The 12720-nt window shown below is 29.4% G+C and carries 14 protein-coding genes; 9 read left to right on the top strand and 5 right to left on the bottom strand.

What is annotated here, in order from left to right; genetic code table 11:
• Position 1: 1 nt before the first annotated feature.
• Both rpoD and FBF06_RS05430 read right to left on the bottom strand, forming a co-directional pair.
• A complete protein-coding gene (gene rpoD, locus FBF06_RS05435) occupies positions 2 to 1870 on the bottom strand; it encodes an RNA polymerase sigma factor RpoD (protein ID WP_071311273.1) in 1869 nt (622 codons plus the stop codon).
• Between the two features lie 80 nt (positions 1871 to 1950).
• Complete coding sequence (locus FBF06_RS05430; protein ID WP_002855820.1) at positions 1951 to 2832, bottom strand: LysR family transcriptional regulator; 882 nt, start codon at positions 2830 to 2832, stop codon at positions 1951 to 1953.
• A gap of 112 nt (positions 2833 to 2944) precedes the next feature.
• On the opposite strand from FBF06_RS05430, the gene FBF06_RS05425 reads away from it, so the two are divergent.
• Together FBF06_RS05425 and FBF06_RS05420 are read left to right on the top strand one after the other, a co-directional pair.
• Positions 2945 to 4042, top strand: coding sequence for a YeiH family protein (locus FBF06_RS05425; RefSeq protein ID WP_002853043.1), 1098 nt, complete (start codon positions 2945 to 2947; stop codon positions 4040 to 4042).
• Positions 4043 to 4136: 94 nt separating this feature from the next.
• Positions 4137 to 4709: a hypothetical protein gene (locus FBF06_RS05420; protein WP_002867944.1), complete on the top strand. Its 573-nt coding sequence runs from the start codon at positions 4137 to 4139 to the stop codon at positions 4707 to 4709.
• 15 nt (positions 4710 to 4724) lie between these two features.
• On the opposite strand, the gene rsmG is transcribed toward FBF06_RS05420, so the two are convergent.
• Both rsmG and ribA read right to left on the bottom strand, forming a co-directional pair.
• Positions 4725 to 5291 carry a 16S rRNA (guanine(527)-N(7))-methyltransferase RsmG gene (gene rsmG, locus FBF06_RS05415; protein WP_002855974.1) on the bottom strand — a complete coding sequence of 189 codons (567 nt, stop codon included), beginning with the start codon at positions 5289 to 5291 and terminating at the stop codon, positions 4725 to 4727.
• Positions 5292 to 5852, bottom strand: coding sequence for a GTP cyclohydrolase II (gene ribA / locus FBF06_RS05410; RefSeq protein WP_002855920.1), 561 nt, complete (start codon positions 5850 to 5852; stop codon positions 5292 to 5294).
• A gap of 57 nt (positions 5853 to 5909) precedes the next feature.
• On the opposite strand from ribA, the gene hemB reads away from it, so the two are divergent.
• Genes hemB through FBF06_RS05380 form a run of 6 tightly spaced genes read left to right on the top strand, consistent with a single transcriptional unit; the run spans position 5910 to position 11665 of the window.
• The gene (gene hemB, locus FBF06_RS05405) at positions 5910 to 6893 is read left to right on the top strand and encodes a porphobilinogen synthase (protein WP_002859198.1); all 984 of its coding nucleotides are present in this window, start codon (positions 5910 to 5912) and stop codon (positions 6891 to 6893) included.
• Positions 6890 to 7810 carry an ornithine carbamoyltransferase gene (gene argF, locus FBF06_RS05400; RefSeq protein ID WP_002854006.1) on the top strand — a complete coding sequence of 307 codons (921 nt, stop codon included), beginning with the start codon at positions 6890 to 6892 and terminating at the stop codon, positions 7808 to 7810. The genes hemB and argF overlap by 4 nt, the downstream gene beginning before the upstream one ends.
• A complete protein-coding gene (locus FBF06_RS05395) occupies positions 7807 to 8298 on the top strand; it encodes a DUF2603 domain-containing protein (RefSeq protein ID WP_002856534.1) in 492 nt (163 codons plus the stop codon). Before argF ends, FBF06_RS05395 begins: the two co-directional genes overlap by 4 nt.
• Positions 8285 to 9640, top strand: a complete 1356-nt coding sequence (gene hemN / locus FBF06_RS05390) for an oxygen-independent coproporphyrinogen III oxidase (protein WP_002856393.1) — start codon at positions 8285 to 8287, stop codon at positions 9638 to 9640. The genes FBF06_RS05395 and hemN overlap by 14 nt, the downstream gene beginning before the upstream one ends.
• 1 nt (position 9641) lies before the next feature.
• Positions 9642 to 10907 (top strand): (Fe-S)-binding protein, encoded by a 1266-nt coding sequence (locus FBF06_RS05385; protein ID WP_002856666.1) that lies wholly within the window; start codon positions 9642 to 9644, stop codon positions 10905 to 10907.
• Positions 10904 to 11665 (top strand): DUF5416 family protein, encoded by a 762-nt coding sequence (locus FBF06_RS05380; protein ID WP_011812755.1) that lies wholly within the window; start codon positions 10904 to 10906, stop codon positions 11663 to 11665. Before FBF06_RS05385 ends, FBF06_RS05380 begins: the two co-directional genes overlap by 4 nt.
• Before the next feature lie 2 nt (positions 11666 to 11667).
• Here the strand turns inward: FBF06_RS05380 and FBF06_RS05375 are convergent, their stop codons facing one another.
• On the bottom strand, positions 11668 to 11874 hold the full coding sequence (locus tag FBF06_RS05375) for a membrane protein (protein WP_002853356.1): 207 nt from the start codon (positions 11872 to 11874) through the stop codon (positions 11668 to 11670).
• A gap of 233 nt (positions 11875 to 12107) precedes the next feature.
• On the opposite strand from FBF06_RS05375, the gene FBF06_RS05370 reads away from it, so the two are divergent.
• Positions 12108 to 12719, top strand: a complete 612-nt coding sequence (locus FBF06_RS05370) for a hypothetical protein (RefSeq protein ID WP_032584420.1) — start codon at positions 12108 to 12110, stop codon at positions 12717 to 12719.
• The last annotated feature ends 1 nt before the right edge of the window (position 12720 follow it).

Genomic DNA, 12720 nt, shown 5'->3' with positions numbered 1-12720 from the left:
CTTACTTCCAACCTTCTATATAATTTTTTAGTTTTCTTCCTACTTTAGGGTGTTTGAGTTTTTTTATAGCTGAGCTTTCTATTTGTCTCACTCTTTCTCGAGTGACATTAAGTTCCTTTCCAATTTCCTCTAAAGTTCTATCACTTTCATCATCCATTAAACCAAAACGCATACGAATTACCGCTTTTTCTCTATCGTTTAATTGATCTAAAACTTCATCAATTTGTTCTTTTAAATCATCCTTTAAGATATGATCCATTGGAGAAAGTGAATTTCTATCTTCAACAAAATCTCCAAATTTACCATCATCTTCATTTCCTATTGGAGCTTCAAGAGAAATTGGTTCTTTTGTGATTTTAATAACTTGTTTAACCTTATCTACGCTTAAACCTACTTCTTTAGCTATAACACTGACATCAGGTTCTTTTCCATCTTTTTGTAGATGTTCGCGGATAATTTTGTTAATTTGATTGATGGTTTCTATCATATGGATTGGAATTCTTATGGTTCTTGCTTGATCAGCTATAGCCCTTGAAATAGCTTGCCTGATCCACCAAGTTGCATAAGTGGAAAATTTATAACCCCTTTTGTATTCAAATTTATCCACAGCTTTCATCAAACCTATATTTCCTTCTTGGATAAGGTCTAAGAAAGGCAGACCACGATTTGTGTAGCGTTTAGCTATGCTTACAACAAGGCGCAAGTTTGATTTTGCCATTCTTCCTTTTGCTTCATCAGAGATTTTTTTACCGCGTTTAATTTGCTCCAAAATTTCTTTTAAGCGTGATTTTTCAAGATCAAAGCTTTTTTCACTGGCTTCTTTAGTTTGAAATAGTTTTTTAATTTCCATATAAGTGCTTACCATGGTTGTTTCTAAAGCTCGCTCTGTGATTTTTTCTTTGCTCAATTTTGTAATATCTTTTAAAATATCTGCATGGCGTTTTTTAAGTTCATCAGAAAACATAGGTAAGCGGTATTCTAAACGCTTAAGTTCTTTGTCAAATTCTTCATCACTTTTTAGTGCAGTTTCCATTGATTTTACGATTTCGCTAATAAGTTTTGAAGTAGGGCCTAGATCCATTAATTTTTCTTTTAAAATATTTTTTTTGAACGCAATGCTTAATTTATCTAAAAGTTCATCTCCGCTTTCTTTGTCTTTGGATGTTTTTAGCCAATCTTTTTTAGCTTTTTCTAGAGCTTTAAATTTTTCTATAACTTTTAAAGTTCTTTCATCTTCTTTTTTGCTGTTTTTTTTAGTATTTTCTTCATCTGATTCTAATTCTGTTTCGTTTTCTTCATCTTCATCTATATCAAGTTCATCAAGTTTATCATCACTTTTTTCTTCATCGTCAAAGCTTTTAAATAGTTCTTTTACCCTTCTTTCTCTGTTTATTAAAGGTTCTTTATAATCTAAAATAAAATCTATCAAATAAGGTACAGAACAAAAAGCATCAATGATAATATCTTCGCCAAGTTCTATTTTTTTGGAAATTTCAATTTCTTCATCTTTGTTTAATAAAGCAATTTGTCCCATTTCTCTTAAATACATACGAACAGGAGAGTCTGATCTGCTCCATTCTAATAAATCGTTTTCATTGGCTAAATCAAATTCGTTCTCAAGGCTTGTATCTTGGAGTTTTTGTTTTTCTTCTTGAAGTCTTTTTGCATCTTCTATGTTTTTCATTTGTGCAATTTCAGCTGCTGAAAAAAGTTGCACTTTGTGTTTTTTCATTAATGCTTGCACTTTTTTAGCGGTTGATGCGCTTGGTTGTTTTGTAAGATATTTTACCAATTTTTCATATGTGATATAATCTTTTGCATTTTCTTGAAATAATTCTTCTAATTCAGCTTCTTGAGTTTTGGCGTTCATTGATTATCCTTGAAATTTATATAAGCTTTGGATTTTATCTAAAAATTGCTTAACTTTCTATGATAAATCGGTTATTATGTTTATGATTTGAATATTTTTTCAAATTTTTCTAAAGCTCTGTTAAAATTATAATTTTTTCTTTTTAAGGTATAAAATTTACGCTTTAGGTCGATATTTTTTAATTTAATTTCATAAAGTGTTGAATTTTTTAATTCTTTTTCTATGCTTTTTTTGGAAAAAATAGAGATTGCTTTTTTTTGTAAAACAAGTTCTTTAATCGCAGCCATTCTATCAAGTTCAAGAAAAATATTAAGTTTTTTTGAGCTTGCACCAATTTCGTTTAAAAATTTATCCCTTAAGCCTGAGCCTACTTCTCTTAAAATCCACTTTTGTTCCAAAAGTTCATCGATATAAAATTCTTTTTCATTGAGTTTTTTATCACTTGTAGCTACTATAAGTTCATCATCTTGCCAAAAATTTATTTCTAAATTTTCATACTCCACTAAAGCTGGATCAAGTTCTGCTTCAATGATTGCAAATTCTATATTTCCGTTTTTTAGTAAATTTAAACATTCTTTTGAATTCTGCGTTTGAGAGCGAATTTCTATGTTTTTAAATTCTGCCTTAAAATCAAATAAAATAGGAGCTAAAAAATGTTCAGAAATGCTTTGAGTTGAGGCTATTTTTATTTCCCCTAAGAGCATACTTTCGTCGTTTAATTTTTCTAAGCTTTGGTAGTAGGCTTGTATAATTTTTAACCAATTTTTTCCTAGTTCTAAAGCTTTTGGTGTAGGTAAGAGTTTTTTTCCAAGTCTTTCAAATAAAATGCCATCAAATTTATTTTCTAAATTTTTAATTACTATTGAAACATTAGGTTGAGTTATGGAAAAATTGTTGGCTGTATGAGTTGGACTTTGAGTGTTTAAAAGATCTAAAAATATTTCCATATCTTTGATTTTCATGAGTGATTCCTTTATTTAATAAAAAAAATTTATTATAAAAATTAAAATAATATATTTCTATAATTTTAATAAAAAAAATATAATAACACAAAATTTACAAAAAGGAAAATAAATGAAAACAAGTTTTTTAGCACATAGCGTGGCTATAGTGCGATCAAATTTTAAGGGTTTGCTTTTTACTGCTTGTATAGTGATTTTTGCTATGTATCTTTCTAGTGTTCAAAGTATCAAAGATACCACTCATTTAGCAGCGACTGCTTTTGCTATTATCATAGGAGTGTTGCTTTCTCCTTGGTTTTTTAAATACCAACATCATTTTCAAGCCGGAGTGCATTTTAGTGCGAAAAAACTTTTAAGACTTGGCATTGTTTTATATGGTTTTAATATCACTTTAACTGAGCTTTTAAGCGTAGGATTGAAAGGATTTTTGCTTTCTGCTATAGTGATATTTTTTGTTTTTATTATTGCTTTATTTGTGGGAACGAAAATTTTTAAACTCGATAAAGAAACTTCTATGCTTGTTGGAGCTGGAAGTGCGATTTGCGGTGCGGCAGCGGTTTTAGCACTAGAGTCAAGTTTGAAAAGTGATCCTTTTAAGGGAATTTTAGCTGTAGGTACGGTGGTGATTTTTGGACTTGTATTTATGTTCTTATATCCCATAGCTTTTTCTTTAAATCTTTTTCCTTTTTTTGATCAAAATGCTATGGGTGTTTTTATGGGAGCTACTTTGCATGAGGTGGCAAATGTCGCAGGTGCTGCTGAAATGGCAAAGGATATGGCAGGATTTGAGCAAGGTGCTTCTAATGTTGCAGTGATTATAAAAATGATGAGAGTGATTTTACTTGTGCCTTTTTTGCTTATAGTGACTTATTTTTTCGCTAAAAATCAACATTCAAGCAGTGGAAAAACTGCAAAAAGTATCACTATACCTTATTTTGCTTTTGCATTTTTAGGCATGATAGTTTTAAATACTTATTTAGCAAGCAAAGAAAGTATTTTAGGTATTGCTACGAGTGATATTATCTCTTTAGGTAAAACACTTTGTACTTTATGTATCGTTTTTGCTATGGCAGCTTTAGGCTTGCAAATTGACTTTAAAAAATTTTTAAAAAGTGGCTCTAGGGTATTTGGCTTGGCTTTTGTTTTAGGGCTTGTTTTGATTTTTGGAGGATATTTTTTAACCTTAGCTTTTAAAGGTATACTTTGGTAATAAAAATTATTTTTTATTTTAGAAAATTTTATTTTATTAATCAACTAAGAATATAATTTAATTCATTAATTAAATTTATTAAAAAGGAATAAAGATGAAAAAAATTCTTGTAAGTGTTTTAAGTTCTTGCTTGTTAGCTTCGGCTTTAAGTGCTGTATCTTTTAAAGAAGATAGTTTAAAGGTTTCTTTTGAAGGATATAAAACTAAAGATATGATAGGAACAAAAGGTGAATTTAAAAATGTAGAATATAAATTTTCTAAAAGTATAAAGGATTTGGCAAGTTATCTTAAAGGCGCTAAAGCTACCATAAAGCCAAGCAATGCTTTTATGGGTGAAGGCAATGATATTATAACCAATAATATCACAAAAGTATTTTTCCCTGCTTTATTGGGAGATACGGATATTAAAGTTGTTTTTCAAGATGTGATTGCGGGTGAAAATAAAGGCGTTATTTCAGCAAAAATTACTATGGATAAAAAAAGTACTATTGTACCTTTAACTTATACCATCAAAGATAATAAATTTGAAGCTAAAGGACAACTTGATTTGCATACTTTTAAAAATGGTTCTAAAGCATTAAAAGCATTAAGCGATGTTGCTGCAGGACATGGTGGAATTTCTTGGCCTTTAGTGGATATCAGTTTTAATGCTGATTTAGCAGAATAAAAAGTAGCCTTAGGGCTACTTTAAAATACAATATCTTCTTAAATTATTTTCAAAAATTTCATAATCTTTTATATTTTCAAGTTCTTGATAAATTTCACTACCTTTCCATAAAATAAAAACTGTATTTTCATCTTTTAGATTTTTGCAAATTTCAAGCAAAGGCTTGACATCCATTAAGGCTCTTGAAGTGATGATATCAGCTTTAAAGGTATTCTTGTATTCTTGAACTTTTTCTTTGTAAATATGTAAATTTGGAAGTTCACATTCTATTTTTAATGTCCGCAAAAAGGCAGCTTTTTTGGGATTGGGTTCGAAAAGATGAAAATTGCTTTGCAGTAAAAAAGCTAAAAATACAGCTGGAAATCCTGCGCCACTTCCTATATCGGCAATATTTTTTGCTTTAGAAAAATCATAAAAATCTAAAATTTTAATACTATCAAAGATATTTTCATCTATATTTTTTAAATGAGTAAGATTGTGAATGCGGTTAAATTTAGATAATAATTCTTTATAAATTTTTACCTTTTCTTCAAAGTTTTTTAAATCGTAGTTTTGCAAAAAATCATAATCTTTAAAAATCATTTATTTAAGATGTCCCATTTGAGTTTGTTTTATGTTTAAATACTCTACATTAAAACGATTAGGTTCTATTAAAATCGGTATGCGTGTGATGATTTTTTCTTTGATAGAATCTAGCTTTTCAGGGTTATTTGTGAGTAAATTAACCTTAGAAATTTCATAGTGTTTGAGTATAAATTCTACAATTTCATAAGTTCTCTCATCGGCTTTAAAGCCAAGCTGATGATTTGCTTTAATCGTATCAAAACCTTTATCTTGTAAAGCATAAGCATTAACCTTGTTAAAAAGCCCTATACCCCTTCCTTCTTGCCTAAGATAAATCACCATTCCGCCATTCTTTTCTATATATTTTAGTGAAAATTCAAGCTGTTCCCCACAATCACACTTTAAACTTCCTAAAGCATCTCCTGTTAAGCACTCTGAATGAATTCTTAGATTGAGTGTGTCTTTTGGAGTATTTTTAAATATACATAAATGTTCTTTATCATTTTCTTTGAAACTTTGTATTTGGAAATTTCCCCATTTGCTAGGTAAATTCGCAATTTCTGAAATTTTTATTTTCATTTACTACTCTCTATAATCAAATTTATGTTAAGATTTTAGCAAAAAAAGGACAAAAAAATGTTTAAAAGATTTAGAAGATTAAGGCTTAATGAAAACTTAAGAGCCATGGTAAGAGAAAATTCTTTAAGTGTAAATGATTTGATTTATCCGCTTTTTGTGGTTAATGGAACGGGGATAAAAAAAGAAATTTCTTCTATGCCTGATGTGTTTCAAATGAGTTTAGATGAAATTTTAAAAGAGTGTCAAAATGTAGTTAATTTAGGCATTAAAGCCATTATACTTTTTGGCGTTTTGGAAAATGAGAAAAAAGACAGCTGTGGAAGCGATGCTTTAGATGATGAAGGGCTTGTTGCAAGAAGTATAAGAGAGATTAAGAAAAATTTTCCAGATCTTTTTATAATCAGCGATCTTTGTTTTTGTGAATACACAGATCACGGGCATTGTGGGATTATCGATCCAAAAACAAAAAGTGTGGATAATGATGTCACTTTAGAAATTTCAGCCAAACAAGCCTTAGTTCACGCAAGAGCAGGGGTAGATATGATAGCACCTAGTGGAATGATGGATGGTATTATCACTACTTTGCGCAAAGCTTTAGATAAAGAAGGTTTTGAAAATTTGCCTATAATGGCGTATTCTACTAAATTTGCTTCAAGTTATTATGGGCCATTTCGAGATGTAGCAGAATCAGCTCCAAGTTATGGAGATAGAAAAAGCTATCAAATGGATTTTGCTAATGGTAAAGAAGCTTTAGAAGAAAGCTTAGAAGACGAAGCACAAGGAGCTGATATTTTGATGGTAAAACCCGCTCTTGCTTATCTTGATGTGGTTAAAGAAATATCCCTTCATTCTAACTTGCCTTTGTGTGTTTATAATGTAAGCGGAGAGTATGCTATGTTAAAGGCAGCTAAAAATGCAGGAGTGATTGATTATGAAAAAGTTTTGTATGAAACTATGATAGCTTTTAAAAGAGCAGGGGCAAAGCTTATCATCACTTATCATGCTAAAGAATTAGCTAAAATGTTAAAAGGAGAAAAATGAAACATTTTTTAACTTTAAGAGATTTTTCTAAGGAGGAAATTTTAAGCCTTGTAAATCATGCTAGCGAGCTTAAAAAAGAGCCTAAAAAACTTTTACAAGATAAAACTTTAGCAATGATTTTTGAGAAAAACTCTACAAGAACAAGAATGGCCTTTGAATTAGCCATAACAGAGCTTGGCGGAAAGGCTTTATTTTTAAGTAGCAATGATTTACAACTTAGTCGTGGCGAGCCTGTAAAGGATACAGCTAGGGTGATAGGGGCGATGGTTGATTTTGTGATGATGAGAGTCAATAAACATGAAACTTTACTCGAATTTGCAAGATATTCTAAAGCCCCTGTGATCAATGCTTTAAGCGAGCTTTATCACCCTACTCAGGTTTTAGGAGATTTGCTTACTATCAAAGAATGGAATAAGATGCAAAATGGTATAGCAAAAGTTGCTTTTATCGGAGATAGTAACAATATGTGCAATTCTTGGCTTATTGCGGCTGCGATTTTGGGTTTTGAATTTAGTATAGCTATACCAAAAAACTATAAAATTAGCCCTGAAATTTGGGAATTTGCTATGAAACAGGCTTTGATTTCAGGAGCTAAAATTTCCTTAAGTCATGATAAATTTGAAGCCTTAAAGGATAAAGATGTAGTCATTACCGATACTTGGGTTTCTATGGGTGAAGAGAATGAAAAAGAACGCAAGATTAAAGAATTTGAAGGATTTATGATTGATGAAAAGGCTATGAGCGTTGCCAATAAAGACGCGATATTGCTTCATTGTTTGCCTGCTTATAGGGGTTATGAAGTGAGTGAAGAAATTTTTGAAAAACATGCAGATGTGATTTTTGAAGAAGCAAGAAATCGCCTTTATGTGGTAAAAGCCTTGCTTTGCTTTTTGGATAATCAGAGAGGAAGAGAATGAAAGAGCTAGAAAAGTATAACACTTGCTTAAAACGCATTGATGAATTTAGTCAAAATCTAGGAATAAAGAAAAAAGATAGAACGATTTTTAAAATGAAGCAAAGCGAGAATGAAAACGAAAAATGTTTAGTTCTTGAAAATGGAAGTTTTGATTCTCCTGAGCCTTGGTTTGTGATCGATGAAAACGATGAAATTCACACTTTGCTTTCTTTGCAAAGTCTTAAGAATATACTTGAAAGTTTAAAACAAAGTCAAAAAGAGAATTTTGAATTGCGTTTAGAAAAGGCGATTTATCAACAAATTCCTGTAGATTTTAACGATGTTTGGACGGTTGCTATGGATGAGATCAAGCAAAAGGCGCAAAATGGCACCATGGAAGTTAGTATTGATCTTGAAAAATTAATTTCTAAAATCAAACAAGAGCATCCAAATTTATTTGTAGATATGCAAGCGATGATAGAAAGGGTAAACCAAAATGAGAGATTATAAAGCTTTTGTAAAATACTCTAAAGCAGGACCACGCTACACTTCTTATCCTACAGCAGTAGAGTTTAATGCAAATTTCAAATACGAAGAATATATAGAAATTTTAAAAAAGCAAGATAGATCTTTATCGCTTTATTTTCATTTACCATTTTGTAGGAGTGCCTGTTATTTTTGTGGTTGTAATGTTATTTATACAGCCAAAGAAGAGAGTAAAGAAAGGTATTTAACTTATATTTTTAAAGAGCTTGATATTTTAAGTACTATTTTAGATACTAAAAGAGAAGTGGTGCAAATGCACTTTGGGGGCGGAACTCCAACTTTTTTTAGTGCTAAACAACTTCAAAATTTGATTTTAAAAATCAGATCTGTTTTTGGAAATTTTTCTAAAGATGCAGAGATTAGCTGTGAGATCGATCCGCGTTTTTTAAATGGGGAACAAGCCACAGTTTTAACGCAAAATGGCTTTAATCGTATCAGCTTTGGAGTACAGGATTTTGATGAAAAAGTTCAAAAAGAAATTCATCGCATCCAGCCTTTTGAATTAACACAAAATGCTTTAAATCTTGTAAGAAGTAAAGGCATAAAGTCTGTAAATATGGATTTAATTTATGGTTTGCCTTATCAAAATTTACAAAGCTTTACACAAACTTTAGAAAAAGTTATGCTTTTAAACCCTGATCGTTTGGCGATTTTTAATTACGCTCATGTGCCTTGGCTTAAGAAAAATATGAGAAAATTTGATGAAAATACCTTGCCAAGTCCTGATGTTAAGCTTGAAATTTTAGAATTTTGTGAGAAATTTTTAAGCAAAAATGGTTATAAAATGATAGGAATGGATCATTTTGCAAAAGAAAATGATGAGCTTTTTAAAGCTTTAGAAAATGGAACTTTGCATAGAAATTTCCAAGGTTATACCACCAAAGGCGGTGCTGATTTAGTCGGTGTTGGGCTTACAAGTATAGGCGAAGGACAAAGACATTATGCGCAAAATTTTAAAGATATGTCAAGTTATGAAGCTGCATTAGATAGAGGAGTTTTACCTTTTGAAAGAGGCGTAGCTTTAAGCGATGATGATGAGCTTAGAAAAGCAGTGATTATGGAGTTAATGGCAAATTTTAAGCTTGATATTAAGTCAATAGAAAAAGAATTTTGCATTGATTTTCAGGAGTATTTTAAAGAGGATTTAAAAGCTTTAGAAGAATACAAAGATTTTATTAATTTTGATGAAAATTTTATCAAAGTCAATGAAACAGGTGTTTTACTTATAAGAAATATTGCTATGTGTTTTGATGCTTATATGAAAAACATTAGTGAAGATAAAAAAGTATTCTCAAAAACGGTGTAAGATGAAATTTAGTCAAATAAGTGATGCTTGTGTTAAATGTGGCAAATGTATACCTGTTTGTACTATACATGAAGAAAATCGCGATGAAATTACTAGTCCAAGAGGATTTTTAGATCTTTTAGCCGCTTATAAAGAGGGAAGTCTAGAGCTTGATAAAGAAGCTAAGAAAGTTTTTGAATCTTGTTTTTTATGCACCAATTGTGTTGAAGTATGTCCAAGTAAATTAAGAGTAGATAATGCCATAGAAGAAGTTCGTTATGATATAGCTAAAAAATTTGGTATAGCTTGGTATAAAAAACTTATTTTTTTCTTTTTAAGAAGACGCAAAATTTTAGATTTGGTAGCTAAGCTTGGCTATGTGTTTCAAAGTTGTGCGTTTAAAATTCAAAATGAGAATGAAAATACAGGTATGAAGGCAAGATTTTCCATGCCTTTTGTTAAAAAGGGAAGATTGCTTACAAGTTTTAATAAAAAAAGTTTCTTAAATTCTAATCCAAAATTTATCAATAATGATGGAGAAAAAACAATAGGTTTTTTTGTAGGTTGTTTGGCAAATTATTTTTACATAGATACGGCTAATGCAGTGCTTAAAATCGCTAAGGAATTAAAAATCAATGTGGATTTGATGAAAGAACAAGTGTGTTGTGGAGCGCCGCAATTTTTTACGGGTGATTTTAAAAGTGTTGAAGTTTTGGCTAAAAAAAATATTGAGTATTTTGAAAAAAAATTAGAAAAATTAGATGCTATTATAGTTCCTGAGGCCACTTGTTCGGCTATGTTAAAGATAGATTATGAACATTTTTTTATAATGCAAAATGATTTAGACTGGGCAAAACGCGCAAAATGTGTGTCATCTAAGATATATATGGCTAGCGAGTATTTTTATAAATTTACTTCTTTGGAAGAAATTTTAAAAACAAAAAATAAATTTAATTATAGTATTACTTATCACGATCCTTGCCATGCAAGAAAAATGCAAGGAGTTTTTAAAGAGCCAAGAGAACTTTTAAAAACAAATTATCATTTTGTAGAAATGAGTAATTCTAATACTTGTTGCGGTTTTGGCGGGGTGAGTATGCAAACGGATTATTATGATAGAGCTTTAAGTGTAGGGCTTAAAAAAGCACAAATGATCGATGAAAGTAAGGCTAGTGTGGTAAGCGCCGAGTGTTCAGCTTGCAGAATGCAAATTTCAAATGCATTAGAACAAAATTCAAGCAAGGTTGTTTTTGTTAGTCCTTTAGAACTTATAGTAAAAGCTTTGTGATGATGAAGATAGTATTTAAAGGCAAAAGTTCTGAATACGAAATTCAAAGATCGTGCTTTTGTGTTGATGCTTTTGTGATTAAAGATAAGATTGAAGAACGAGATGGCGTTGATTTTATCACTTCAAATGTAGATCTTTTGGAATTTAGTGATGACAGTTTTACTTTTGAAGAAATTGTAAAACATTTTAATATTTGTGATACTGAAGATATGATTATCGTTGAAGATTTTGACATGAAATCAAACAAAGATAATCAAAACCAAGAAGATGATATAGAACACAACATCTTAAAATCCGAAAAAATAATGCATGAAAACACAAAACAAACAAGTATGCAATTTAAAAATTTAAAATTTTTTTCAAGAATTTTTAAAAATGAAAATTTTCTTTCTGATTTTAAAGAAAGTAAGCAAGAAGTTGTTACTATCAAAAAACATGAAAAACTTGAAATTTTTAAAAATTTATCTCAAGAAGATCAAGAAATTAGCTTTGTTAAAATTGAAATTTTAAATTATGATAGTAATGAAGATAGTTTAATTTTTAATCTTGATATATTTCCAAGCGGTATGAGCTATAAGTACGGAATTTTAAAAGGCTCTATGCATATTATTTTACAAGGTAAAACTTCTAGTACGATGCTTTTTCCGTTTTTAAAAAGTATGATTTATAAAAATAAAAGCGAAAATTCAAGTGAAAAAATTTTTACTTTAATGATAAATCAGAAAAAACACTATAAGCTTATCGCAAATCTTTCTTAGTTTTATTTTATTATATTTTCTATATTAGAGCGATTTTTTTCAATTAAAGAGCGATTTTTTTGAGTTGTTTCTTTAAGATCGGCTATATCTTCTTTCATATTTTGTATGTTTTGGTTGAGTAATTTTATCTTTTTTTCATAGCGAGTAACGATGATAAAGACTACAAATAAAAATATAATAATCAAAAAAATAAATGCTAAAAATTCCATATTTTTCCTTTTTAAAACTAGATTTTGAAATATATCATTTAAATACTTCAAAAAACTTTTACGGGTTTTTTATTTTGTATTTTAGTTTTTTTATCTTTAAACTTATATATAAATTTTCAAAAAGTAACAAAAAAATATATAAAAAAATAATTAAATTAAAAAAATAATTAAAGATAATAAATATCTTATTTTTTTATGTTATATTTTAATAAATATCTAAAAAGGATTTTAATATGGAAAAATCACTTTTATTTCATTTTAGACGCATTGGAGTTGAATTTATAATTTTTAGTGTTTATGCTGTTTTTAGTATCTCTTGGGCAGCGACAGGGTCTTTAATGCCTTTGATTTCAAATGATCTTGCCCTAAATACTCAGCAAGCTACTTTAATCACTAGTATGATAGTAGTTGCGAAAATTTTTGGTCCTTATCTTGGATTATTTTTTAAAAGAAAAAATATTTCTTTTAAAATAATGCTATTGTCTGGAGGAGCGTGTATTTTTATATGCGGATTTTGTATGTTATTTTTACAAAATTTAGTATTGATACAGATTTTTGCTGTGTTATCAGGCATTTTTTATTCTATGTGGTTTCCATTTTTTTTTAATCTACCTTCAGAACTAAAAAATTCCAATCCAAATCAAACTGCTTATATTATGAGTGCTTTTTGGAGTATTACCTTTGTTATACTATCATTTAACCTATGGGTAGTATCTTGGAGTGTTGATAAAACCCATAGTTTTACTTTGGGTTTTGTTTATATTTTTGCTTTGATTTTTATTTCAGCGATCTTAGCACAATTTGTTTTGCCTAGAAGAGAAAATTTTATACAAGGAGAAAAATAGA

The sequence above is a fragment of the Campylobacter sp. CFSAN093227 genome (genome assembly GCF_012897855.1).
In the GTDB taxonomy this organism is placed as follows: Bacteria; Campylobacterota; Campylobacteria; order Campylobacterales; family Campylobacteraceae; genus Campylobacter_D; species Campylobacter_D jejuni.
The sequence above is the reverse complement of the archived record's forward strand: the minus strand, read 5'-3'. Positions and strand labels throughout refer to the sequence as shown.